The 23888-nt window shown below is 71.9% G+C and carries 29 protein-coding genes; 19 read left to right on the forward strand and 10 right to left on the reverse strand.

The genetic code is table 11. The annotated features are described in order from the left end of the window. Positions 1-339: 339 nt before the first annotated feature. Positions 340-1710, forward strand: a complete 1371-nt coding sequence (locus tag L6E10_RS35900; RefSeq protein ID WP_236224615.1) for a deoxyribodipyrimidine photo-lyase — start codon at positions 340-342, stop codon at positions 1708-1710. Here L6E10_RS35900 and L6E10_RS35905 read toward each other — a convergent pair. Both L6E10_RS35905 and L6E10_RS35910 read right to left on the reverse strand, forming a co-directional pair. After that, positions 1691-2548, reverse strand: coding sequence for a MerR family transcriptional regulator (locus tag L6E10_RS35905; RefSeq protein ID WP_236224616.1), 858 nt, complete (start codon positions 2546-2548; stop codon positions 1691-1693). The genes L6E10_RS35900 and L6E10_RS35905 overlap by 20 nt on opposite strands. Beyond that, positions 2548-2835, reverse strand: a complete 288-nt coding sequence (locus tag L6E10_RS35910; RefSeq protein ID WP_090098728.1) for a WhiB family transcriptional regulator — start codon at positions 2833-2835, stop codon at positions 2548-2550. Before L6E10_RS35910 ends, L6E10_RS35905 begins: the two co-directional genes overlap by 1 nt. Before the next feature lie 165 nt (positions 2836-3000). Here L6E10_RS35910 and L6E10_RS35915 point away from each other — a divergent pair, with 165 nt between their 5' ends. Beyond that, positions 3001-3423, forward strand: a complete 423-nt coding sequence (locus tag L6E10_RS35915) for a hypothetical protein (RefSeq protein ID WP_236224617.1) — start codon at positions 3001-3003, stop codon at positions 3421-3423. A 3-nt stretch (positions 3424-3426) separates the two neighbouring features. Continuing rightward, positions 3427-3759, forward strand: a complete 333-nt coding sequence (locus tag L6E10_RS35920; RefSeq protein ID WP_236224618.1) for a hypothetical protein — start codon at positions 3427-3429, stop codon at positions 3757-3759. Here L6E10_RS35920 and L6E10_RS35925 read toward each other — a convergent pair. The 3 genes from L6E10_RS35925 to L6E10_RS35935 all read right to left on the reverse strand — a co-directional run bounded on the left by L6E10_RS35925 (position 3752) and on the right by L6E10_RS35935 (position 5553). Continuing rightward, the gene (locus L6E10_RS35925) at positions 3752-4411 is read right to left on the reverse strand and encodes an anti-sigma factor (RefSeq protein ID WP_236224619.1); all 660 of its coding nucleotides are present in this window, start codon (positions 4409-4411) and stop codon (positions 3752-3754) included. The genes L6E10_RS35920 and L6E10_RS35925 overlap by 8 nt on opposite strands. Then, a complete protein-coding gene (locus L6E10_RS35930) occupies positions 4398-4952 on the reverse strand; it encodes an RNA polymerase sigma factor (protein ID WP_236224620.1) in 555 nt (184 codons plus the stop codon). The genes L6E10_RS35925 and L6E10_RS35930 overlap by 14 nt, the downstream gene beginning before the upstream one ends. Before the next feature lie 61 nt (positions 4953-5013). Next, the gene (locus L6E10_RS35935; protein ID WP_236224621.1) at positions 5014-5553 is read right to left on the reverse strand and encodes a hypothetical protein; all 540 of its coding nucleotides are present in this window, start codon (positions 5551-5553) and stop codon (positions 5014-5016) included. Positions 5554-5711: 158 nt separating this feature from the next. Here L6E10_RS35935 and L6E10_RS35940 point away from each other — a divergent pair, with 158 nt between their 5' ends. Next, positions 5712-6023 carry a DUF3099 domain-containing protein gene (locus L6E10_RS35940; protein WP_236224622.1) on the forward strand — a complete coding sequence of 104 codons (312 nt, stop codon included), beginning with the start codon at positions 5712-5714 and terminating at the stop codon, positions 6021-6023. Further along, on the forward strand, positions 6020-6400 hold the full coding sequence (locus L6E10_RS35945; protein ID WP_236224623.1) for an NAD-binding protein: 381 nt from the start codon (positions 6020-6022) through the stop codon (positions 6398-6400). Before L6E10_RS35940 ends, L6E10_RS35945 begins: the two co-directional genes overlap by 4 nt. On the opposite strand, the gene L6E10_RS41055 is transcribed toward L6E10_RS35945, so the two are convergent. Then, positions 6392-8140 carry a glycosyltransferase family 4 protein gene (locus tag L6E10_RS41055; RefSeq protein WP_236224624.1) on the reverse strand — a complete coding sequence of 583 codons (1749 nt, stop codon included), beginning with the start codon at positions 8138-8140 and terminating at the stop codon, positions 6392-6394. The two genes, L6E10_RS35945 and L6E10_RS41055, sit on opposite strands and share 9 nt — an antisense overlap. 70 nt (positions 8141-8210) lie before the next feature. On the opposite strand from L6E10_RS41055, the gene L6E10_RS35955 reads away from it, so the two are divergent. Then, positions 8211-9518 carry a glycosyltransferase gene (locus L6E10_RS35955; protein ID WP_236224625.1) on the forward strand — a complete coding sequence of 436 codons (1308 nt, stop codon included), beginning with the start codon at positions 8211-8213 and terminating at the stop codon, positions 9516-9518. Between the two features lie 52 nt (positions 9519-9570). On the opposite strand, the gene L6E10_RS35960 is transcribed toward L6E10_RS35955, so the two are convergent. Then, positions 9571-10014, reverse strand: a complete 444-nt coding sequence (locus L6E10_RS35960) for an SRPBCC family protein (protein ID WP_236224626.1) — start codon at positions 10012-10014, stop codon at positions 9571-9573. 332 nt (positions 10015-10346) lie between these two features. On the opposite strand from L6E10_RS35960, the gene L6E10_RS35965 reads away from it, so the two are divergent. Continuing rightward, positions 10347-10583, forward strand: coding sequence for a hypothetical protein (locus L6E10_RS35965; protein WP_236224627.1), 237 nt, complete (start codon positions 10347-10349; stop codon positions 10581-10583). 130 nt (positions 10584-10713) lie between these two features. Beyond that, positions 10714-11049: a hypothetical protein gene (locus tag L6E10_RS35970; protein WP_236224628.1), complete on the forward strand. Its 336-nt coding sequence runs from the start codon at positions 10714-10716 to the stop codon at positions 11047-11049. Positions 11050-11294: 245 nt separating this feature from the next. Here L6E10_RS35970 and L6E10_RS35975 read toward each other — a convergent pair whose 3' ends face one another. Together L6E10_RS35975 and L6E10_RS35980 are read right to left on the reverse strand one after the other, a co-directional pair. After that, the gene (locus L6E10_RS35975; protein WP_236224629.1) at positions 11295-11762 is read right to left on the reverse strand and encodes an SRPBCC family protein; all 468 of its coding nucleotides are present in this window, start codon (positions 11760-11762) and stop codon (positions 11295-11297) included. A 56-nt stretch (positions 11763-11818) separates the two neighbouring features. Further along, positions 11819-12196, reverse strand: coding sequence for a hypothetical protein (locus L6E10_RS35980; RefSeq protein WP_236224630.1), 378 nt, complete (start codon positions 12194-12196; stop codon positions 11819-11821). Between the two features lie 192 nt (positions 12197-12388). Here L6E10_RS35980 and L6E10_RS35985 point away from each other — a divergent pair, with 192 nt between their 5' ends. The 10 genes from L6E10_RS35985 (at position 12389) to L6E10_RS36030 (ending at position 22027) form a co-directional block, all read left to right on the forward strand. Then, positions 12389-13228: an ATP-grasp domain-containing protein gene (locus tag L6E10_RS35985; protein ID WP_236224631.1), complete on the forward strand. Its 840-nt coding sequence runs from the start codon at positions 12389-12391 to the stop codon at positions 13226-13228. 107 nt (positions 13229-13335) lie between these two features. Continuing rightward, a complete protein-coding gene (locus L6E10_RS35990) occupies positions 13336-13992 on the forward strand; it encodes a hypothetical protein (RefSeq protein ID WP_236224632.1) in 657 nt (218 codons plus the stop codon). A 67-nt stretch (positions 13993-14059) separates the two neighbouring features. Beyond that, positions 14060-14356, forward strand: coding sequence for a hypothetical protein (locus L6E10_RS35995; protein ID WP_236224633.1), 297 nt, complete (start codon positions 14060-14062; stop codon positions 14354-14356). 1 nt (position 14357) lies between these two features. Further along, complete coding sequence (locus L6E10_RS36000) at positions 14358-15653, forward strand: HAMP domain-containing sensor histidine kinase (protein ID WP_236224634.1); 1296 nt, start codon at positions 14358-14360, stop codon at positions 15651-15653. Continuing rightward, entirely contained in the window at positions 15650-16303 is a 654-nt protein-coding gene (locus tag L6E10_RS36005) for a response regulator transcription factor (RefSeq protein ID WP_236224635.1), read from the forward strand. The genes L6E10_RS36000 and L6E10_RS36005 overlap by 4 nt, the downstream gene beginning before the upstream one ends. Positions 16304-16364: 61 nt before the next feature. Continuing rightward, positions 16365-17654: an SLC13 family permease gene (locus tag L6E10_RS36010; protein ID WP_236224636.1), complete on the forward strand. Its 1290-nt coding sequence runs from the start codon at positions 16365-16367 to the stop codon at positions 17652-17654. Between the two features lie 8 nt (positions 17655-17662). Next, positions 17663-18796, forward strand: a complete 1134-nt coding sequence (locus L6E10_RS36015) for a glycerate kinase (protein ID WP_236224637.1) — start codon at positions 17663-17665, stop codon at positions 18794-18796. A gap of 212 nt (positions 18797-19008) precedes the next feature. Continuing rightward, positions 19009-20034 carry a S1 family peptidase gene (locus L6E10_RS36020; RefSeq protein ID WP_236224638.1) on the forward strand — a complete coding sequence of 342 codons (1026 nt, stop codon included), beginning with the start codon at positions 19009-19011 and terminating at the stop codon, positions 20032-20034. Positions 20035-20079: 45 nt separating this feature from the next. Next, positions 20080-21063 (forward strand): hypothetical protein, encoded by a 984-nt coding sequence (locus L6E10_RS36025; protein ID WP_236224639.1) that lies wholly within the window; start codon positions 20080-20082, stop codon positions 21061-21063. A 181-nt stretch (positions 21064-21244) separates the two neighbouring features. Continuing rightward, positions 21245-22027, forward strand: a complete 783-nt coding sequence (locus L6E10_RS36030; protein ID WP_236224640.1) for a family 16 glycosylhydrolase — start codon at positions 21245-21247, stop codon at positions 22025-22027. A 33-nt stretch (positions 22028-22060) separates the two neighbouring features. Here L6E10_RS36030 and L6E10_RS36035 read toward each other — a convergent pair whose 3' ends face one another. Beyond that, positions 22061-22726 (reverse strand): DUF6226 family protein, encoded by a 666-nt coding sequence (locus L6E10_RS36035; protein WP_236224641.1) that lies wholly within the window; start codon positions 22724-22726, stop codon positions 22061-22063. 105 nt (positions 22727-22831) lie between these two features. On the opposite strand from L6E10_RS36035, the gene L6E10_RS36040 reads away from it, so the two are divergent. Next, positions 22832-23824 carry a MerR family transcriptional regulator gene (locus tag L6E10_RS36040; protein WP_236224642.1) on the forward strand — a complete coding sequence of 331 codons (993 nt, stop codon included), beginning with the start codon at positions 22832-22834 and terminating at the stop codon, positions 23822-23824. The last annotated feature ends 64 nt before the right edge of the window (positions 23825-23888 follow it).

Genomic DNA, 23888 nt, shown 5'->3' on the forward strand with positions numbered 1-23888 from the left:
GAAGACCTTGTTCAACTGCTTGCGCAACCCCGAGGCCGCGTGCAAGCGCTCGTCGGCAGCGTTGGCCGCCGCCCCTGCGACGCGTCCGGCCGTCTTGGCCGGCTTCGTCGGCGTGGTGATGGCACTCATGACTTCCGCTCCCAGAACGCCGGACCCACAGCCTCGACGTGGACGCCGCGGGCAACGAACCAACCGTTCTCCTGTCTCACCATAGGCACGGGTACGGCGGATCGCTCAACGGTGTGACCAAGCCGGGCGAGGGACGCTGAGAGTCGTCGGCCATCGCGGGGAACCGTTCTCAGCGGGCGGAGTCCCGTGCCGCTGTGCGAGGGTGGGGAGATGGCTGTGTCCGTCGCGCTGTTCACCCGCGATCTGCGGGTGCACGACAACCCCGTGCTCGTCGAGGCCGCGGCCGACGCGGACCACGTGATTCCGTTGTACGTGCTCGACGAACGACTCGTGGCCACGGGTTTCGCGAACCCGAACCGCGCGGCGTTCCTCGCCGACAGCTTGCACGACCTGCACGCGAGCCTGCAAGCGAGGGGAGCGGCGCTCGTCGTCCGCCGTGGTGCGCCGGAGTCCGTGGTGCCGGAGTTGCTGCGGCAGCACGAAATGGTGCGCGTCCACGTCGCCGCCGATTCGAGTGCTTTCGCGCACGGCCGTGAGCAACGACTGCGTCATGTGGTGGGAGATCGGCTCGTCGTGCACCACGACGTCCACCGCGCCGTGGCATCGTCCGCGCTGCAAAGCGATCCCGCTCACCACGACGAGGTGTTCACGCCGTACTTCCAGAAGTGGAGCCGGATTCCACCGCGGCCACCTCTTCCCGCGCCGACGGGCCTGCGGCTGCCCCCGCTGGACGTGGGCGTGCTGCCGGAGGCGGAGGAGTTCTGCCCGGGAGAACCGGTGGAAGGGCTTCCGGCGGGCGGGGAAACCGCGGGACGGGAGCGGCTGCGGTCCTGGCTGGGCGGGGGGATGAACGGCTTCGCGGAGCAATCCGCCGGCCTGCTGACGCGGACCACCTCCCGGCTGTCGCCGTACCTGCACTTCGGGTGCCTGTCCGGGGCCGAGGTGCGGTGCGCGACGGGCGACACCACCGAGGACGCCCGCAAGTTCGCCCGGCAACTGGCGTGGCGCGACTTCTACGACCAGGTGCTGGCCGCCCGGCCGGAGGCGGCGTGGGAGGACTACCGCGGGCAGGGGGACCGGTGGCGTGACGCGCCGGGCGAGCTGCTCGCGTGGCAGGAGGGCCGGACGGGGTACCCGGTCGTCGACGCCGCCCAGCGCCAGCTCGTCGCCGAAGGCTGGTTGTCCAACCGGGCACGGCTGCTGGCCGCGAGCTTCCTGTGCAAGACCCTGTACCTCGACTGGCGGCCGGGAGCGCGGTTCTTCCTGCGGCACCTCGTCGACGGCGACCTGGCCGCCAACCAGCTCAACTGGCAGTGGATGGCCGGGACGGGCACCGACACCCGGCCCGACCGCGTCATGGACCCGTTGTGGCAGGCGGAGAACCACGATCCCGACGGCGACTTCGTGCGCCGGTACGTGCCGGAGCTGAGGTCCGTCGCGGGACCGGCGGTGCACCGGCCGTGGGACCTCGACCCGGTTGTGCGCGAAGGGCTCGGCTATCCCGCGCCGATCGTGGACCTGCGAGAGGCCCACGCCCGGTTCTCCGGTGCCAGGAGGGAACTCAGGTCCCGGCGCGGCTGAGCACGAGCCGGACCGCCTCCGCCAGATCGCCGGGCCTGCGCACGAACGAGGGCACCGCGACGCCCGCCCACCCCGGTCCGGCCACGGCGAGCAGGGCCTCGGAACCGGTGCGGAGCTCCCGCAACGGCACGAGCGCCGCCAGCTCGGCGCTGTGCGCCCAGATCACCACCACGGCCGGCCGCAGCCGTTCCACGGCATCGCACAGCGCCTCCGGCGGCACACGGGCACCCAGGTTGCGCCACCAGGAACCCGCTTCGGACAACGCCGCCCCCAGGGCCTCCAGCGCGAGCACGTGCTGCTCCTCCGGCGCGCAGGACAGCAGCGCGGCGAGGACTCCGGGCGTGCCGGGGCGCGGCACGGCGCGGAAGGTGCTCAGGATGCTGGAGCTGGCCAGGTGCTCGACCTCCACGCCCCGGCCCGAGTCCGTCACGACCGCTCCGAGCTCCGTCAGGCACGGCACGAAGACCGAGTCCCACGACGGCACGACACCGTGCTCGGTGACGAGCTTCGCGGCGAGGTCCGACATGAGCGGCTCGTCCAGCCGCCGTGCCGCGTTCAGGAAACCCTGCCTCGCGGTGCTCGCCACGTCCTCGCTCAGCGTGGTGGGCGTCGTCCGCGGCGCGGGGGCCTCCCGTGCCAGTTCGGCCGCCGCGGCCGGTGCCATGCCCTGCCCGGTCAGCGCGATCATGCGGCGCAGCACGGCCACGTCGTCCTCGTCGTAGCGGCGGTGCCCACCGCCCGTGCGCGCGGAGGGACCGAGGCCGTAGCGCTGGTCCCACGTCTTCAGGGTGCTCGGCGACACCCCGATCATGGCCGCGACCGCGCGCGGCGGGTACATCACGACTGGCGCAGGCGGCGGGAGAGCATGGCCCGCAGCTCGCTCTCGCCGAGCCCGCCCCAGATGCCGAAGGTCTCCTGCACCTCCAGGGCGTGGGCACGGCACTTCTCCATCACGGGGCAGCGGTGGCAGATCGCCTTGGCCGCGGCCTCGCGCTTCTCCCGGGCGGCGCCGCGTTCGTTCGGGGTGTGGAAGAAGTAGGCGCTGTCCATGCCCCGGCAGAGACCGGACAGCTGCCAGTCCCACGCTTCGGTGACCGGTTGAGGCAGGCGGGACAGTTCAGGCATGGCGCACATCCTCGGCTGGGCAACCTGGTGACCTGTCCATACTAGAATCGACTCAGAATCGACGCAATCCGGGGTGGTTGTCATGCGGGCCGTGTATCGCTCCGCCACGACGGGGACGAGCGGGAGGGGACCGGTGTGCTGTCGAACGTTGCTGGGCGAACCGCGGTGACCTGGCGAATCGTTCTCGTCGTGCTGGCGGTGGGACAGGTCGTGAGCCCGGTCCTCGTGACCGCGCTCGGCGGCGGCGAGTTCACGACCTCGGACCGCGCCGGCGAACCGGCGATCGTCCCCGCCGGGTACGCCTTCTCGATCTGGGGCCTCGTCGAGGCGTTGTGCCTGGCCTACGCGGTCTGGGCGCTGGTCACGCGGACGCCGGGGCAGGAGGTGCGCGACCGGCTGGCGCGACCGCTGTCCGTGGTCTTCGCCGGGTTCATGCTGTGGCTCGTCGCCGCCGAGGTGGAACCGGTCTGGTCGACCGTGGCCGTGTTCGCGGTGATGGTGGTCGCGCTGCTCGAGGCGTTGTCCACCGCAGTGCGCCATGCCACCGACATCGCGCGGTGGCACCGGGCGCCGCGCGTGCTGCTGTAGTCGATGCTGGGCGTCTACACCGGCTGGAGCAGCGTGGCGATCTGGGTCAACCTCACCACCGCCCTCGCCGGGAGCGGGGCACCGGTCGACGGCACCGCGGGCGTGGCAGGGCAGATCGCGGTCCTGGCGGGGGCGACGGCGACCGCCGTGGCGCTGCTGTGGCGCACGGCCGGCCTGCTGTCGTACGGGATGGCCGTGGCGTGGGCCCTCGTCGCCGTCGTGATCGCCGCGGCCCAGGCCGGGCAGCCGGCGCCGGCCGTGACCGCGGCCGTGGCGTTGGTGTGCGTCGGGGCCGCGACGGCGTTGTTCCGGCTGCGCCGCCCCGCGCTCAGCTGAGGTTGCCCTGGAGCATGCTGGTCCCGTGCTCCTGCTGGCCCAGCCGCTGGGCGGACACGTCCACCACCCGGTAGGTCCGCAGGTCGACGCCTCCGGGCAGCGGCATGTCGGCCTGGCCGCCCGTGAGCACGCCCAGCGGGATCATCGTGGCGGCGCCGTCGTAGAGCCACACCTGGTACAGGCCGTCCGGTGCCGGCATCCCGTCGACGGACACCCGCAGCACCGTGCGACCGGGGGTGCGCACGACCCGCGCGGTGCCCCGGGCGCCGTCCGGAGCGCCGGCGAGCTTCGCCAGATCCGCTCGAGCCACCACCTGTTCGGCAGCCGCGGGAGGCGTGGAGACGCGGTCCACCACGACCGCACCGGAGGCGCCCGCGACCGCGGCCACGACGGCCACCGCGAGCAACGCACGCCACCGGCGCGGAGGGGCCGCCGCCCCCGTTTCGGCGGCGATGCGGTTCCACACGGCTCCCGGTGGAGCCGGCAGGTCCCTCTCCACACGGGTCTCGCGGCCGACGCCCACCACCTCGCGCAGCGCGTCCAGTTCCGAGCCGCACGCGACGCAGGTCCGCAAGTGGTCCACAGTGGACTGGTCGGCGACCGGTTCGCCCAGTGCCAGCAACGTGAGGGTCTCGGGGTCAGCGTGTGCCACCGTCCACCTCCCAACGCTGCCTGAGCCGGGCCATCCCGCGACGCAGGTGGCTCTTGACCGTGCCCAGCGGCAGGCCGGTCGTCACGGCGATCTGGTCGTGCGTGAGGTCGTCGTAGAAAGCGAGCAGGAGCACGCGTTGTTGCTGGGGCGGCAGCTCACCGATCGCTTCCAGCACCACCATCCTGTCGATCACGCGCTCCGGCCTCACCGGGTCGTCGGACGCCGTGCCGCCGACGGCGTGCAGGACCTGGACGACGTGGTCGTCACGGCCGCGCGACCGCAGCACGTCGATCGCCCTGCGCCGGGCGATGGTGAGCAGCCAGACGAGCAGGCTGCCCCTGGCGGGGTCGAAGCTCTCCCGGCTGCGCCACGCCGTGACGAACGTCGTCTGCACCACGTCCTCGGCGTCCGGGCGTGACGGCAGGCTCGCCGCCGCCACCCGCAGCACGGCGGCGGAATAGCGCTCGTAGACCGCGCGCAGCGCACCCTCCTCCCCGGCGACGAACGACTTCGTCGTCTCGTCGACCGTGTCGCCGGTCATCACGACGACCCCGGGGCAGGCCCGCCCACAGCGCCGTGGGCGGGCCCGGACAGGGGAGGCCTCAGCGCAGGACGGGGTTGCCGTAGCCGATGACGAGGCCCGGCGTGAACGCGGCGACGCCGAACGTGCTGTTGAGCACCGACGCGGCACCGGGGGTCAGGGCGAGCGTGACGCCCTGCGGCGTGGCCGCGCCGATCGTGAACAGGTCGGCGCGCTGCCGGAAGTTCACCAGGCCGGACAGCACCCCGCGGTTCAGGTCGATCGTGTAGCCGGTCAGGTACAAGCGCGTGTGACCGGCCTGCAGCACGAGTCCGCCGACGTGCTCGATCGTGCCGTCGGCGGGGTCGCCGACGATGCCGAAGCTGATCGCCGATCCCGTCCTGCCCGCGAAGACGGGCTTCACCTTCACGCCCAGCGAGGTCAACGCCGCCGCGGCCGCGGGGTCGAGCGTCAGGTCGGTGCGCCCCTTGAAGAAGTTGCCCCACGCCTTGCCCGAGGCCGTCGCGGGCACCGGGGAGGCGGTGGCGGGTGTGGCCACGGCCACACCACCGGCCACAGCCATGCCGAAGGCCAGTGCGGCGGCGATCATGCGGTTGCGCATCGAAAGCACTCCTCATCCGTCGAGCGGAACTGGTCGTGAGGGGTACGACCGGCACCGCCTCCGCGGATGCGCCTCGCTCGGGGAGTTTGGTGTGACGCAAGGAACCCGAACCTGAACGGTGTCCGGTGCGAACCACAGAGGGAAACGGAGGTCTGCCTGTGAACACCCAACGCCACGAAGGCCCCGTGCTGATCACCTCGGCCGCGCCGTCGTACCAGGACCAGCTCGCCGCACGCCGCCGCAGGTACGCCACGATGATGAGCCTGCGCATCCCGTGCATCGTGCTGGCCGTGCTGTTCGCCAAGATCTGGTGGCTCGCACTCGTGTTCATCCTGCTGTCGGTGCCGCTGCCGTGGATGGCCGTGCTCATCGCCAACGACCGGCCACCGCGCAGGGCGGAGGACGTCCAGCGCCTGCGGCCCTCGCGCCGGGCGATCCTGCCGGCCGACACGGGGAAGGAGCCGCGGTGAACGGCCGCACCGTCGTCGTCGGCTACGGAGACGCCGCGCTGGACGTGCTGCGGCACCTCCCGCTGAACTCGCGGCCGTCCGCGGTCGTGGTGCTCGACGTGGACGAGGTCGCGCTGACCGGCGCGCTGGCCAACGGCGCCGAGGTCATCCGCGGTGACGGGCGGGACCTCTGCGCGTTGCAGCGAGCGGGAACGCCGTTCGCCGCACGCGTGGTCGTCGCCGTCGGCGACGACCGGGACGGCCTGCTCGTCACCGCGGCCGCGCGGAGCCTCAACCGCACCGCGATCATCACCGTCGCGGTGCGCGAGCCGGCCAACCAGGAGTTGTTCACCAGGCTGGGCGCGGACGACGTGTTCGTGCATGCCCGGTCAGCCTGACAACCGGCCGTAGAGCGCCGCGAACGGCTCCGCCACGGTGTCGATGTCGAACCGCTCGTGCACCGTCCGCTGCCCGGCCGCCGCGACCGGGGCGGTGGCGGCGCCGAGACCGACGACGCGCGCGAGCCCCTCGCCCAGCGACCGGGCGGTCGACGTGTCGACCAGGAACCCGTTGCGCCCCTGGTCGACGTAGCACGACAGGCCGCCGCGCCGCGGGCCCACCGCGAGCAGCCCGGCCTCCATGGCTTCGAGCACCGCGATGCCGAACTCCTCCTTCACGCTGGAGCAGGCGTACACGTGCGGCGCCCCGGAAGGCGGTGGGGCGGCTGCCAGCTCGTGCTGCAGCCGCCGGACGTCGTCGTTGGACCAGGCGGGCAGCACGGCGAGCCGCCCCCGTGCCGAGGGCGTCGACCGGGCCAGCGCGAGGACCTCGTCGAGCACCGCCTGCTCGTCCGGCGTCCTGTCGGTGGACGAACCGCCGATGACCACCAGCGCCGTCCGGTGCTGCAGGCCCGCTTCCAGCCACGCCCGCACCAGCAGGGGTTGCTGCTTCGTCGGGTGCAGCCGCCCCACGTTCAGCAGCACGGGCAGGCCGCGCGCACCCGCGTCCAGACGGGGGAACGCCGACGGGACGAACAACTCCTCCACCAGCGACCGCTCCGCCGGCGCGGGACCCGGCGTGATGCCCTCCTCGAGTGCGATCAGCGTTCCGGGGGTGAGCTGGGGGAAGTGCGCCAGCACCTCGTCCTGCCGGCCACCGATGGTGATCACCTGGTCCGCCCGCCGGACGAGGTGGTCGGCGGCGCGGACGCGGTGCAGGTCGAACCGCATCGCCGTCAGGTCACCGGTGTCCTCGCGGTGGCGCTCGGCGAGGTGGCGGTGCGGGTCCGGGGTGACGGTGAACACGAGCTTCGCACCGAGCAGGCGGGCGGCGTCGGCCACGGCGAGCGAGCCGTCGTCGGAGTAGCGGACGTGCACCACGTCCGGTGCCAGGCCGCACCGCGGCAGGAGCTTCGTGAGCCACCAGGTGATGCCGGCCCGGTGCCGTGCCATCTCCGGCTGTGCCGGCGCCACCGGTGAGTCGACCGGCACGTGCACCGTCCAGTGGTCGAGACCGGGGGTCTTCCGGACGGTCACGGTGGTCGGCTCGGGCGCGAGGACCACGGTGACCACGCGACCGACGTCCCGCCGCTTCACCAGAGCGCCCGCCAGCGAGGACAGGAACACGGTGAGCCCGCCGCTCGCCCCCTCACCCGGCCGCGCGGTGCCGCCGATGAGCATCGACTGCGCGATCGTCGGCGCCGTCGCGGGCCGTGCCAGGGGAAGCGGGACGTCGTCGTGCAGGAGGTCGAGCATCAGCTTCTGGTAGGGGGAGCCGGGGCAGTCGTCGACCGGCTCGCCGAGCGCGTCCAGGTAGCGCCACAGCGGCGGTCCCGCGGCTCGGGCGCGTGCCTCGTCCGCGCTCAGGGGTGCGAGGCGGTGCAACGTCGCGATGTCGAGCAGGTCCGCGACGACCTCACGGTCCTTTGTGGATACGAGCGTCCGGCGCAGTTCGCCGGTCGTCGCATCGGCGCCGTGCTCCTCGATCGTTGCCGGAACCCGTTCGCACGTCAGGGAGAACGTGGCCGGGCGCGGGTCCCGCAGGAAGGCGCCGACCAGGTCGTGGGGGCCGGCCGGCGGCAGGGTGCTCCCGGCGCTTCGGGCTCGCAGCTCGCGCTGTACTTCCGGATGTGTCCGCACATCCGTTGTTCGAACCGGAAGGGCGTTCGGATCGAACAATTTTCAAGTCGTGCCAACGAGGAGGAGTCCAGTGCCACGGTTTGTGGTTGTCAGTCCGCCGTTCCGCTCGCACGCGCAGCCGATGTCCGTGTTCGCGGCAGCGTTGAGCGCCGCGGGCGCGGAGGTGACGTTCGCCTGCGGTCCGGAGTTCGCCGACCTGGCGGGCGATCTCCCCTTCGTCGCGATGAAGACCACGCGCGACTCGAACAGCGGTATCGCCGAACGGACCGAACAGGACGAACGCTCCGCGCGTCAGCTCACCGACTTCCTCCGTGCCACCGAAGGAGGTGCGGCAGCGGCGTTGCTCGCACAGACGCGGCGGCGCAGGGCGGAACCGCTCGCCGAGCCGGACCGGGTGCTGCGCGATCTGGCGGCGCTGCACGACGAGCTCCGGCCCGACTGGTTCGTGGCCGACCAGATCGACTACGCCACAACGCTTGCGTTGCACGCGCTCGACCTGCCGTTCGTGTCCTACGTCACCGGACACCCGACCTACCTGGTCTCGCGGGACGACCAGTTCTTCGGACTGCCTCAGGCGTGGCCGTCCGCGGTGCGCCCGTCAGCCGCTCAACTCGCGTCGCTGTCCGCGGAGGTGCGCCTCACCGATCTCGCGCACACCGCGGCGTTCTCGCGTTTCCTGAGCGACTTCGCCCCCTCGCGGCCGGTGCCCCGCCGGGCTTTCGGCCTGACCTCCTCCCACGCGGCGGTGGTGAACTACCCGGAACTGCCCTGGCTGCCGCCGCTGCCGGAACACCAGCGGCAGATCTTCCTCGGCCACTGCGCCACGACCGGCGCGCGCGACGAAGCGTGGCTGGACCGCGTGCGTGATCGGCGGGTTCTCCTGGTGGCACTGGGAACCTTCCTGTCCGCGAGGCACGACGTGCTGCGCAAGGTCGTCGAAGGCGCCCTGCGGATCCCGGACCTGGCGGTGGTGGTCGCCGCGGGCGGCCGCGTCGCCGAACTCGCCGACCTGGCAGAGAATCCGCGTGTGGTCGTGGAGTCCGTCGTCCCGCAACGCGCGCTGCTGCCGCACATCGCCGCGATGGTGCACCACGGCGGCAACAACTCGTTCACGGAATGCTTGGCGGCGGGAGTGCCCGCCGTGGTCCTGCCGTTCTCGAGCGACCAGTTCTGCATCGCTCACGACGCCGAGCGCTCGGGCGCGGGCGTGTGCCTCGATCCCAACGCCGCCACTCCCGAGGACGTGGCGGACGCGCTGGGCTCGGTGCTGCGGGACCCGGACCCGTTCGCGGACCTGCGGGACGCCGTGCGGGCCGCGGGACCCGACCGCGGTGCCGCGCGGTTGCTGGAGGTGCTCGGCACGGCTCGCGAGGCTTGAGGCACATCATGACTTCCATGGTTGCCCGCCACCGCGGCGCCTGCATGACGAGTCAGGCGGTCGCGCCGAAGAGGTCCCCGAGCCGGTCCAGCGACCGCTTCGTCGACGCCCTTTTGCGCCGCGGGACGGGGGAGAGGTCGAACAGCAGGGGAGGCCGGGCGGTCGACCGGTCGAACGTCTCGGTGACCTCGGTGACGTCCTCGCGGAGCGGGGTGAGCCGCCGGCGCCGGCGGTGGCCGTTGAGGTGCCGCCACGCGATCAGCCGGTCCTCCTCGAACTCGACCACCGTGTTCTCGATCCGGTACGGCAGGCCGATCTTCATGTCCATGCCGAACGCGGACCCGTGCTCCAGCCGGCCCGGCGCGCCGGGCAGCGGCGCGCGGACGGAGCCGGACCCGTCGACCAGCGGGTGCTTCGACGGGGCGGTCAGCAGGTCGAAGATCTTCGCGGCGGGCGCGTGCACGGTGGCGGTGACGGTGACGCTTCTCCGGGGCACCTTCCCGGTCGAACACCGGCGGTCCGGGCGTGCACGACGACCGGCCCGCCGGCGTCGCCGGTCGTCTTCCGGGGCGCGCGTGCCGCAATTTTTCACCCCATAGCAGGATGTGTTCGCGGAACTCGGAGATAGTGCCTGCTAGGCCGCTGAACGAGGCCTGAAGGTGAATGGCCGAGCATCACTCCAAAGTGTGAGAAAGATGAGTCTTTCGGCTTTCCTGCCGCTCTTCGGTTTGATCACCCCCCGATTCTTTGGGTACGGTTCCGCCGGACTTGCGGACGACGTTGGTCGCCGACGCAATCTGTTGCGGAGAATAGAGCAAGGAGAATTCTGTGCTGAAGAAGGCAGGGGCGGCCGTCGCTATCGCGGGCGCCTTCCTCGGTTTTGGTACCACCGCGCTCGCCGATGCCCCTGAGCTGGACATCACCGACCAGCTCGGCCTCGTCGACCTGAACGACTCCGAGGTGGTCAGCGACATCAACGCCTGCTTCATCGACGTCAACGTCATCGCGGTGCCGGTGCTGTCCGACAACGACAGCGGCCTCTGCGCCAACCCTGACGACAAGTGACGCGCGACGGCGCCCGCCTTGCGGTGCGCCGTCCTGTGACCGGGGAGCGGGGCCTCGGCGAACACCGGCGCTCCGTTCCTCCTTCGTAGCACGTGCAATTTCAACGGCTGGTTCGTGAGGAGAGATCACTATGCTGAAGAAGGCATTCGCCGTCGCCGCTATCGGTGCGGGTTTCATGATGATGGGTACGCCCGCGTTCGCGTCGCAGAGCGACTGGGATGACATGACGGCCTATGTGGCCGAGTACGACCACACCCACCAGGTGGGCCTCGTCAACCTGGACGACTCGGAGCTGCTCAGCGACATCAACGTCTGCCACGTGGACGTGAACGTCATCGCGGTGCCGATCCTCTCCAACAACGACAGCGGCACGTGCGCGAACCCGGACATCGAGGTTCACGAGCACCACCACCACGACCACCACGGCCACGGCCACCACGGCCACCACGGCCACGACAAGGGCTGATCCGCGGCACACCGCGCGTCGCTGCCGACTCACCGGCACCTACCGGTTGGTCACTTCGGGGCCGGTACGGCCCGAGGACGGCGGCGGCGCGCGGTGGCTCAGGCCCTCTCGCGAAGCGCCCGGCTGCACCTTGCAGCCGGGCGCTTCGGCGTGTTCGCGCCACGCAGGGGCGCCGCGGTGTTCCGCACCGGGTACGAGGCCCCACCTGGACTCGGCCGGAACACCGCGGCGGATCGGGGGTGCGGTCAGGCCTGACCGGGGCGCTCGACGTCACCGCGCCAGGCGCCGGTCTCGGCACCACCGCGGTTCTCGATGAACTCCTTGAACCGGTCGAGGTCGCCCTGGACGCGCCGGTCGAGCACTCCGAGCTTGTCGGCGACGTTCTCGACGAACCCCTCCGGGTCGATGTCCATCTGCACCGTGACGCGGGTGTGGTCCTCGTCGAGCCGGTGCACCGTCACGACCCCGGCGTGGTCGGGACCGGAGTCCGCGCGCCAGGCGACCCGCTCGTCCGGATGCTGTTCGGTGATCGTGGCGTCGAACTCGCGCTTCACGCCGGCGATGCTCACGGTCCAGTGGGTGTGCGTGTCGTCCAGCTGCCGGATCTCGTCGACGCCCTCCATGAACCGCGGGAACTCGGCGAACTGGGTCCACTGGTTGTAGACGCTCGTCACGTCGGCGTGGACGTCGACGGACTTCGTGATCGTGCTCATGACGTGAACTCCTGACTGTTGGACAACTGGGAATCGGGATCGCGGTGATCGCCCGGTCAGCGGCGCAACCCGGACACGCCGCACAGCGCCGCCCAGCACAGGGCGAAGGCCGCGACCTTCCGGCGTGTCGTGCGATCCGGCAGGGTGAGGCCGAACACCGCGGCGTCGGCGAGGTCCGCCGCCACCCGCGTCATGACCGCTGCCCGCAGCGCCCCGCCGGGCTTGGCGAGCACCATGGCCGTGCCGATGGCGACGTCCCGCGCGCCGATCGCGGCCACCAGCGTCCGCACCGGCGCGGGCACCTCGCCTCGCGAGGTGGTCAGGCCTGTCGGCTTCGCCAGCACCCGCGGCGAGACGACCAGTGCCGCGCTGTAGACGGCGGTCGCCGCGCCCAGCACCCTCGTCGCCACCACGCTGCGGCTCTTCTCGGACATGGCTGCTCCCTCCGCGATCCTCACCGGTAGAGCGGTACCCAAAAAATCGACTCAAAAACGATCCGCAGAGTTCGGATGCGGTTGATGCACCCGAGCGTGTGAGTGCGAGGTCCCGCCGGGCACGGCTCCAGGTGCCTCCGGGTCGTGGGCAATTCCGTGGAGATCGCGTCAGGACACGACGATGATGCTCCGGTGATCCTGCTGCTCCCCTCCGACGTGTTGCGGCCCGCCCGCGTGGACGACCACTTCGCGGCCGAGGCCGACGCCGCTCGTGCCGCGGGCCTCGAGGTCTCGTACGTCGACCACGACGCGATGACACGGCCCGGCGGTGCCGAGCAGGCGGTCAGGCGGGTGTCCGGATCGGGCGACGCGCTGTACCGCGGCTGGATGGTCGGCAGCGCCCGCTACGCGGAGTTCGACGCCGCGTTGCGCCGACGTGGCGTCACGCTGCGCACGGGAGAGGCGCACTACCGCAAGGCACACGAACTGCCGGGGTGGTACGAGGCGCTGGCGGCGGTCACGCCGTTGTCCGCGTGGACCACCGGGCACGACCGGGCGGCGTTCGACCGCGCGTGCGCTGAGCTGGGCTCCGGCCCCGCGGTGGTGCGGGACCACACCAAGTCGATGAAGCACCACTGGGACGAGGCGATGTTCATCCCCGACATCGCCGACCGGGACGGCGCCTGGGCGGTGGCCCGCCGGTTCCGGGAGCTGCGCGGTGACGACCTGCAGGGCGGGTTCGTCCTGCGGCGGTTCGAGCGGTTCGTGTCGGCCGAGGTCAGGACCTGGTGGGTGAACGGCGTCCGCCGGTTGACCGGTCCGCACCCGGACGCCTCCGGCGAGGAGTTCGGCGCGGAGGTCGATCTCACCGCGGTCGAACCGCTGGTCGCGGGCCTGCGCCTCCCGTTCGTCACCGTGGACCTGGCCCTGCGCGACGACGGGGTGTGGCGGGTCGTCGAGCTGGGGGACGGGCAGGTCAGCGACCGGCCCCGTTGCCTCGGCGCGGACACGTTCGTCGGTGCGCTGATCTGAGGGCCGTGCCGCGGCGGGGTCCACTGTGGACGTGACTCGCGCCGGGTCCGTAACGGCGGCTCCTGTCCCGCCGATCAGTCGACGACGGTTCCTGCACGGGAGGTCGTATGCGCCGATCGTCCTCACCTCCGCCCCGCTGGCTGCGCCGCGCGTTCGCGTTCACGCCTCTCGTGCTCGCGACGGCCGGTGCCGGAGCCGTCCTCTCGGCCCACCTGGGGCGGATCAGCGTCGCGGCCGCGGCGGTCTGCTCCTTCACGGCGGGGGCGGGGGTGTGGCTGGTGCGCGCGGAACTGCGAGCCGACCGGCACGCGACACCTCCGATGGCCGCCAGGTACCGCGTCCTCGCCGGGTTGCTCGACAACGCCGCCGACCGCGAGGTGCGCCTCGACCCCGCACGCCGGTACTCGATCCTGCTGCGGGACGAGCGCCTCGAGAACGGGTCGCTCAGGCGCGCGCTGCTGAGGTTCGACCAGCGCGAGCTCGAGTGCGCCGGACACGGCGGGGTCGGCACACCCCTGGTCTTCGACCACTTCCTGCTCGACTCCAGCCGGCCGCTGGTGCGGCACCGCCTCGGCGCGGTCACGATCACCCGCGGCCCGAACGGGCGCGCTCGCATCGCCGGCATCCCGGAACCGCGGCAGGACCGGCGGGCCGCTGCCGAGACCGCACGGCTACTGGCCACCACGGCGGCCGACATCCCGCCGGTCGCGGACCTCGACGTCCTGATAGCCCAGATCCGGGCCGGCTCCGCGCTCGCGCCGTAGCACGTCCGCGGCTGCACCTCGGACGTTCGCGCGAAGCGGCGGATGAAGAGATCTTCATCTTGTCCTCATGCGCGATCCGGTGGGCTGGGGCAGGCTCGGCCGCATGCTGCCGTCCGCCCGCACCGGCACGGTCCTCGTGGCCGTGCTCAGCGTGGCGTGCGCGTTCGCGGCCGTGCTGCTCGTGCTGACGGTGGTGCGGCCGGTACCACCCGACGTGCGTGCGCCCGAGGTCCGGATCGGACGGTCGGTCCCGCCCGCCCCCACCTCAACCGCGGTGCCCGCACCCACGCCCGCCCCCGCCCCCGGTTCGGTGCTGCCGCCACCCCCACCCGTCGATGACGACGACGACGGCGAGGACGACTGACGTGCCCGCACGCGTGAAGATCATGTGCTGGCTCCTCGGCCTCATGGCGCTCGTCCTCGCGACCGTCGTGGTCGTGGTGTGGCGCTTCCTGCTCGTGGACGTCGACGACCGCGTCAACCGCGCCCTCGAGCAGGAGACCAACGAGTTCAGCACCTACGCCGAGAACCACACCGGTGACGCCGGTGCCGTGGCCGACGCCCACATGCGCCTGCAGTACCCCGACCAGCACGAGCTCCACGTCGCCGTGCTGCCGGGCCGCGTGCTGGTCCAGCGCTCCGAGGTCACCTACGAGCTGGAGAAGGACCGCGCGGCGCTCACCGGCATCACCTCGGCGGCGGAGCCCTGGGGCGTCGTCGCCACCCCCGCCGGCCCTTTCCGCTGGGCGAAGGTGCACACGGCGGCGCCGGCGGAGATGTGGTTCGTCACCGGCTACTTCGAAGACGGCGTGCACGCGCCGGTGCACTCCACGGTGCGCGTGCTGGTGCTCGTCTCGCTGGCGGGCCTGCTGATCGCCGCGCTGATCGCGTGGTTCGTCGCGGGCGCGATCCTCGCTCCGGTCCGCGTGGTCCGCCAAGCCGCCGCCGAGATCACCGAGGCCGACCTCACGCGCCGCATCCCGGTCTCCGGCAACGACGACGTGGCCGCGCTCGCCCAGCAGTTCAACTCGATGCTCGACCGGCTCGACCGCTCGTTCCGGCTGCAGCGCCAGTTCCTCGACGACGCCTCCCACGAGCTCCGCACGCCCATCACGATCGTGCGCGGCCACCTGGAACTGCTCGGCGACTCGCCGCAGGAGCGCGCCGAGGTGGTGCGGCTGTGCACCGACGAGCTCGACCGCATGGCCCGGCTCGTCGAGGACCTCCTGCTGCTGGTCAAGTCCGAACGGCCGGACTTCCTGCGGCCCGTCGCCGTGAGCCTGCCCGAACTGACCAGTGACATCGACGCGAAGCTCCGCGCGCTCGGCGACCGCCGCTGGGTGCTCGAGTCGATCGCGGAGGGGGAGGCCGTGCTGGATCCGCAGCGCGTCACCCAGGCGGTGCTCCAGCTGGCGTCGAACGCCGTGCGCCACACCGGTTCCGGTGGCACCATCCGCTTCGGGTCCGGTGTGGACGACGTGGTTTCCTTCTGGGTGGCCGACTCCGGTCCCGGTGTGCGCGACGAGTCGATGCTGTTCTCCCGCTCCACCGGTCTGGGGCTGCCCATCGTCAAGGCCATCGCCGAGGCGCACGGGGGAGCGGTGCGGGTGCGTTCGGTGGCGGGGCAGGGAGCGACGTTCGTGGTGGAGGTACCTCGATGACCGGCCGGATCCTGATCGTGGAGGACGAGGCGCGCATCGCCTCGTTCGTCGAGAAAGGCCTGCGCGCCAACGGCTTCACCACGTCCGTGGTCGCCTCGGGAGCGGACGCGCTGTCGTGGGCCGCCTCCTTCGACCTGGTGGTGCTCGACCTGGGGCTGCCCGACCTCGACGGGTTCTCGGTCCTGCGCTCCCTGCGCGAGCAGGGCGTGGCCACCCCGGTGATCATCCTGACCGCCCGCGACTCGGTGCACGACACCGTGGCGGGGCTGTCCGGTGGCGCCGACGACTACATGACCAAGCCGTTCCGCTTCGAGGAACTGCTGGCCCGCGTCCGGCTCCGGCTGCGCCCGCCCGGCGTGCCCGAGGCCACCGTGCTGACCGCCGGGACGTTGTCGCTGGACCTGCGCACCCGCCAGGCGGTGCTGCCGTCCGGGTCGGTGGACCTCACGGCTCGCGAGTTCGCGTTGCTGGAACTGTTCCTGCGGCATCCGGGGCAGGTGCTGGTGCGCGAGCAGATCCTGTCGCACGTCTGGGGCTACGACTTCGACCCGGGGTCCAACGTGGTCGATGTGTACGTGAGGTCCCTGCGGCGCAAGATCGGCGTCGACCGTGTGGAAACCGTGCGGGGCATGGGCTACCGCCTCGTCTAGATGAGAACTCCTTCATCCGGGCCTCACCCGTGGATCAGCCTGCGCGCGCAGGATCGTCCTCGTGGTGCTGACGATGGTGGTCTTCGCGGTGGCGGTGGTGCTGTGGGTGTGCACCCCGCTGGACGACACGCTGGTCGCTCTCGCCGCCGTGGTGGTCTTGCTGCTGTTCGGCGTCCTGCCCGCCTCGGCGCTGGAGGTGCTGGGCGGGTCGACGACGTGGCTGCTGATCGCCGCCTTCGTGCTCGCCCGCGGGGTGTCGGACTCCGGCCTGCCCGCCCGGCTCGCGACCTCGCTGATGGGCCGGGCGCGATCGGTGCGCGGGCTCGTGCACCTGACCGCTTTCGCTCTGCTGCTCACAGCTTTCTTCGTGCCGTCGACCTCGGGCCGCGCCGCCCTGACCCTGCCCGTGCACCGGGAGCTGAAGGTGAACGCGCGGGTGTCACGGGCGCTCGGGGTGGTGTTCCCGTCGGTGATCCTGCTGACGGCGGTGGCGACGCTGGTGGGCGCGGGAGCGCACCTCATCACCAGCGCGCTGCTGGAGGAGGCGACGGGGGAGGGGATCGGCTTCGGGCAGTGGCTGCTGCTCGGGCTGCCGCTCGCGGTCGTCAGCGCGCACGTCACGGCCGAGATCGTGCTGTGGCTGTTCACGTCACGGGCTGACCGCAGGCAGCCCCTCGTCGCGGACCCGCCCACCGCCGAGTTCGCGGCACCGGGCGGGACGCTGCGCACGGCGGTGCCCACCAAGACCCTCACCAGCGCCGAGACCACGTCCCTCGGCATCCTCGCGGCCGTCTCGATCGCCTGGGTCACCGAGCCGTGGCACCACGTCCCGCCCGAGGTCGTCGCGCTCGCCGGTGCCGTCGCCATCACCAGCCCGCGCCTCGGCACCACCACGCTCAAGGCGGCGCTGGCCGACATCCCGTGGTCGCTGCTGCTGTTCATGGCCGCCACCACGGTGCTCGGCACCGCCCTCGTCCGCTCCGGCGCCGCCGAGTCCGTCGCCGGGCTCATCAGCCCGGACCACCTGCTGCCGACCGTGATCGCGGTGAGCCTGCTCGCGCACCTCGTCGTCCAGTCCCGCTCGGCGCGGTCGTCGGTGCTGATCCCGATCGTCATCCCGCTCGCCGTGGCCGCCGGGATGAACCCCGCCGCCCTCGCGTTCGCCTCCACCGCGGCCGCGGGCTTCTGCCACACCTTCTCGTCGTCGGCGAAACCCGTCGCGCTCTTCGCCCACACCTACCGGCCCCGCGACCTGCTCAAGCTCTCGCTCGTCCTCGCCCCGATCACCGGTGCGCTCGTCCTGGCCTGCTCCGCCCTCCTCTGGCCGCACCTCGGCCTCCCACTGAAATGAGGTCACCCATGCGTTTCCTGGTCGCTCCCAGCGGGTTCAAGGAGTCACTCGACGCGTGCGCCGTCGCCGACGCGATCGCGCGGGGCATCTACCGCGTCGTCCCCGGCGCGGTCGTGGACAAGACGCCGCTCGTCGACGGCGGGGAGGGCTCGGCCGCGGCGCTCGCCGAAGCCACGAACGGCACCCTCGTGCCGGTCGCCGTCACCGGTCCGGTCGGGGAGGAGGTCCTGTCCCACTTCGCGCTCCTCGGCGGCCCGGGCCCCCGCACGGCCGTGGTCGAGATGGCCGCGGCGGCGGGACTGCGGCTCGTCCCACGCGGGCACCGCGACCCGGCCACGACCACCACGTACGGCGTCGGCGAGCTCATCCGCGCCGCCCTGGACCTCGGCGTCGACCAGGTGCTGGTCGGGTGCGGGGACTCCGGCACGTCCGACGGCGGCGCGGGCGCGTTGCAGGCACTGGGCGCCCGCATCACCGACGCGCGAGGCCGGGAGATCGGACGCGGGGGAGCGGCACTGGCCGGCGCCGCCGCCCTCGACCTGTCCGAAGTGGACCCGCGACTCGACAAGGTGGAGATCACCGTGGCCTGCAACCAGCACAACGTCCTGTGCGGGGACCGCGGCGTGGCGCGGGTGTTCGGGCCGCAGAAGGGGGCGACCCCCGCCCAGGTCGAGCTGCTCAGCGACGCCCTCGACACGTGGGCGGACCTGCTCGGCCCCGGCGTGCGCACCATGCCCGGCGGCGGCGCGTCCGGCGGGCTCGGCGCGGGCCTGCACGCACTCGGCGCCACGCTGCTCCCGCGCTTCGAGGTCGTCCTGGAGCACTCCGACCTCGACGCCCGCCTGCCGCACGCCGACCTGGTGATCACCGCGGAGGGCGCGATCGACGGCCAGACGCCGCACGGCAAGGTGCCCGCCGAGGTGGCGCGCCGGGCCAAGAAGCACGGAAAACCCGTCATCGCGCTCGCCGGGACCATCGGGGAGAACGCCCGCGTCAACCACGACGCCGGCATCGACGCCTACGCCAGCATCATCGCCGCACCGGTCACCCTGGACACCGCGATGGCCGCGACCGCCGAGCTCCTCACCGACGCGACGGAACGCACGTTGCGGCTGCTCCTGGTCGGCGCGGCGCTCGCCTGATCGTGCGGCGGCCGGCGTGCCTCGACTCACGGTCCAATCGAGACGCCAACACCGTTTCCCCCTTTCGCGGTTGACGGGTTTCCTCGTGCCGCGCTGTCCCGGACAAATAAAAATTATCGTCTGGACGCATTTCTCCGAAACGAGCACTCTGTCTGTCCGTACCCCGGGCGCGCCGCCCCGCCTCCCGTCACGGAACAGCCGAGGAGCACGAGATGGGTCGCACTGCCACCCTCACCCTGGCCGCGGTCGCGGCACTGGCGGCGGGCCTCGTCGTGAGCGCGCCGATCGCCGCGGCCGCACCCGACCAGCTGGCCCGCACCCTCGGCGCGAGGCTCGGACCCGCGAGCGCCGGGTCCTATGTGGACGACGGCGGGCGGCTCGTCGTCACGGTGACCGACACGACCGCGGCGAGGACCGCTACCGCGGCCGGAGCGCGTGCGCGGATCGTGAAGCACAGCGCCGCGACACTCGGCGCCAGTGCCGGTGTGCTGGACCGCACGGCACGGATTCCGGGCACCTCCTGGGGAGTCGACCCGGTCACCAACCAGGTCGTGGTGTCCGCCGACGCGACCGTCACCGGCCCGGCGCTCGCCCGGCTGAAGAGCGTGGTCGACGGCCTCGGCGACACCGCGCGGCTGGAGCGCACCGGCGGTGCGTTCCGGCCGGCGATCACAGGTGGCGACGCCATCCTCGGTGGCGGCGTGCGGTGTTCGCTCGGCTTCAACGTGAAGACGCCCGGCACCGGCACCGCCTACCTGCTCACCGCCGGCCACTGCGGCAACGCCACGTCCACCTGGAGCACGTCCGGTGGCCAGGTCGTCGCGTCGCGGGTCGGGGCCAGCTTCCCCGGCAACGACTACGCGCTGTTCCGCTACACCGCCGACGTCAGCAGGCCCGGCGAGGTCAACCTCCACAACGGCACCAGGCGCGACATCGCCCGCGCCGGCGATCCCGTGGTCGGTCAGACCGTCGGCCGCAGCGGCAGCACGACCGGCTTCCACCGCGGCAAGGTCACCGGCCTGAACGTCACCGTGAACTACGTCGACGGCACGACGGTCACCGGCATGATCGGCACGACGGTCTGCGTCCAGGGCGGCGACAGCGGCGGCCCCCTGTTCGCCGACACCACCGCGCTCGGCCTGACCTCGGGTGGGAGCGGTGACTGCACGAGTGGCGGGCGGTCGTTCCACCAGCCCGTCACGGAAGCCCTCCGCGCCTACGGGGTGGCCGTCTACTGACCACGCGACCGTCCACAGAGGATCATGACGCTGAGGAGCGTTCCCATGACAGTGAACCGCCGCCGGCTGCTGCTCGGCAGCGCGGCCCTGCTGGCAGGTGCCGCGGGCACGGCCGTCCCCGCCGCCGCGGCGCCGGCCGGGTTCCCGGACTACCGGTACCGCCGGCTCGCCCTGGTCAAGAGCAAGCTGCGCTACAACCCCACCGGCGAGCTGATCTTCCCGACCATCCGGGGCACCAAGGACCGGATCGCGGGCGCCCGGGCCGCCTACTACCTCTACTACGCGCCGCACGACGCCCCCGGCGGCATCTGCCTGGCCTACGCGAACACCCTCGACGAGGAGTTCACCGAGTACCCGGGAAACCCGATCATCTCCCGCAGCTGGCCGGGTGAGTACAGCGTGTCGCACGTGTCATCGCCGCACGCGATGTGGAACGACGACGTCAAGCGCATGTACCTGTACTTCCACGGCGAGAACACGGTGACCCGCCTGGCCAGCTCCGCCGACGGCATCAACTTCACCTACGAGAAGGAGGTGCTGTCCACGCGGCTGCAGCCCGAGGGGACCACGGAGACGTCCTACGCCAGGGTGTTCCGGCACGACCTGCCCTCGCGCGGCGCCCGGTACGTGATGGTGTTCATGGTCAACAACCGGACGAACCACCGCGACATCGGCTGGGGCTGGTCGGCGAACGCCCGCGACTGGACGTTCTCGCAGACCCCGCTGATCCGGCACCAGGACGTCGGCGCGGTCAACGTCGGCGGACCCCACCTGCTCTTCCGCAACAACAGCGTCTACGTCGTCTACAACACCGACATCGGCAGCGGCGGCAACATCCTCATCACCGAACTCGGCCGCGACTTCACCCTGCGCCGCCACCTCGGCGTCTTCCACGACTCCCTGTCCGGGGCACCGGACAACGGCAGGTCGGCCGCACCGTCGTTCGGCACCTACCAGGGCCACGAGTACATGATCTACGAGGCAGGGAACCGGCTCGCGGGCAACATCGCCATCGCCCGGGCCGTCTGACCCCTTCCGCTGCACCGCCGGCACTGCGAGAAGCGGGTCGTGACCGGAAGGTCGTCGGACACCACTCGTCGAAGAAGCCCTGCCCACGTCGGCGTCCCGTTCGCCCCTGTTCGACTCGAAACGGCCGTCGAACTGAAGAACCCGTTGCGTCGCCGCGACTTCCTGCTCCACAGTGCGATCCATGAGAATCGCGGCGACCGCACTGGTCCTGGTGCTCACGGGCGGCCTCCCGGGTCCCGCACGGGCGGCCGCCTGGGAGGACGTGATCGGTCCGAGCTCCTTCGGCGGTTACGGGGCGCTGGAGTCGGAGTGGAACTACCGCTACCCGTGGGGTTCCGACCACAACGGCACCGCCCGCATGTACGCGAGCGCCACCGACCACAACCACGTGTCGCTGTCCGGCGGTGTGCTCACGCTGAAGGCGACGCGGATCTCGTGGAACGAGGGCAACAGCAGCGCCGACCCGCACCTGCCGATCCGCTACCACTCCGGCGCGATCCACGCCAAGGAGCACGTCGTGGTGAACGACCAGTTCCCGAACTGGGAGGTCAAGGGCGAGTTCCAGGCGCCCTCCGCGCGGGGAACCTGGCCCGCCTTCTGGCTCACCGGTGTGAACAGCTGGCCGCCCGAGAGCGACGTCCTGGAGTTCAAGGGGGACAGCAGGAACTGGTTCAACACGTTCCGGGCGTCGAGCGACGTGTCGAGCTCGGTCGTCGGCGTCTCCTCGCCTGGCTCCTGGCACACCTACCGGGCGTGGATCACCAAGGTGAACGCCACCGACGTGGACATCCACTACTACCTCGACGGCAGGTGGATCGCGAAGCACACGGGGAGGAACTTCGCGGGCAAGCCGCTGTGGCTGATCATCAACCTGCAGATGGAGGGCTCGTCGGGCAGCCCCGGCCCCACCGCGGAGACGGTCTACCGCGCCCGCAACGTCTACATCGGACGGACAAGGGCGTAGTCCTCCGGCACCACCGGACAGCCGCTGGTGCCTTCAGTGGAGCCATGATCGGCCGACGTGAGCCACGACGCCCTCCGGCAACGGAGTGTTCTCGTCCTCGACGAGACGCTCGCACAGGCGTGCGACGTCATGGAGGCCGGGGCCCGCACCGCTGATCTCGCATCCCTGCGGGTGCCACCGGGCGAACCATCCCTCTGCCGCGCGCATCGAGACGTAAGGGCCGCCCACGACAGCCGCTATCGTGCGGTCGATCGCCTCCAGCAGGTCGGCAGAACCCGTGTCGCAGGCGTCGCACCCGCAGTCCGGGTGGGACGCCACGACGGTGCCCGGCTCGGCGACCGCGATGTCCAGCGCGGGCAGCGGTGCACCGGCGGTCCGGCGGACGTCGTGTTCGAGCAAGAACAGCGGCAGCGTTCCGGGGCGTCGTGACGCGAGCCGGACACCGCGACCCGAAGTGTGGTTCTCGCTCGTCGGGTACGACGGCACCGGGGTGATCACCGCGTCGGCCCGCGCGACGAGCGTGTCCGCCCAGGCGCGGGACCGGAGGTGCACGATGCGGTAGCGGTCCGGATCGGTGAGCCGGGAGTACTCCTCCTCGCGAGGGCTCTCGCCGGCGGGCCTGGGAGCGGGCCAGGAACGCGGCTCCCTCGTCGAGCAGCGCGCGGCGACCTCAGCCAGAACCTCGTCCACGGTGGCCACTCCCGCAGTGTAGGCAACCGCCCCGGACCGTCGCGATCTCCCGGCGCCGCGGACCACCCCTCGGGGGTTGCACCTCAAGCGGCTTGAGATCCCATAGTGGTCGACATGGACATGAACGAGCTGTACGCCATCGGAGACGTGGCACGGCGGACCGGTCTGAGCGTCAGCGCCGTCCGGTACTACGCGGAAGCCGGTGTCGTCACGCCCGCCGCGACCACCGCGGCGGGCCACCGCCTCTACGACGTGTCCGCCATCGCCCGCCTCGAACTCGTCAGGACGCTGCGGGAGCTCGACGCGGGCCTCGACGAGATCAAGCGGGTGCTGGCCGGCGAGGCGACGCTGCGGGAGCTGGCCACGACGCACATGGCCCTGCTGGCGCAGCAGGAGTCACGGCTGCGCAGCCGTCGCGCGGTCCTGTCGGCCATCCTGCGCCAGGACTCCACGGCCGAGCAGGTCACGTTGATGCACAAGCTGGTGGGCATGTCGGACGAGGAGCGCGACCGGCTGGTCGACGACTTCTGGACCGAGGTCACCACCGGCTGGGAGGCGCCGGAGCGCATGGTCGAGTGGTGGCGGGCCGCACGCCCGGAGCTCCCCGACCACCCGAGCACCGCCCAGCTGGAGGCGTGGATCGAGCTGGCCGAACTGGTCGGCGACAGCGAGGTCCGCCAAGCCCTGCGCCGCGAGCTGCGCGAGGTGTGCACCACCGGCGCCGGTCCGATGATGTCCTCCTCGCCGATGCTGGACGCCTTCGAGGAGGCCACGCCCATCGGTCAGGCCGCGATCGACGCGGCACGCGAGCAGGTGCCGCCGGACTCGCCGCGGGGGCGGGAGATCGCCGACCAGTGGATCGGCTGGCTGACCGGCGTGTTCGCCACGCCGGACGAACCGGGGATCCCGGACACGCCGGAGTTCCGGCTCCAGACGGCCGACCACATGCTGGCGGGTGCCGAATGGGACTCCGCGCCCCCGGACCCGGACAGCCCGTTCGACCGGTACATGGAGCTGGTCACCGCCGTGAACGGCACCGCGCAGGAACAGTTCCCGTTCGTGTGGCTGTCCGAGGCGCTGCGCGCCTCCGCGTCAGAGCCTCGCTGAGAGGCTCGTCCCGCACGACCCCGGGCGGCTCACGACCGCGCCGGGCCGCGAGGTAGCGTGAAGT

This window comes from Lentzea sp. CC55, assembly GCF_021056325.1.
Classification (GTDB): Bacteria; Actinomycetota; Actinomycetes; order Mycobacteriales; family Pseudonocardiaceae; genus Lentzea; species Lentzea jiangxiensis.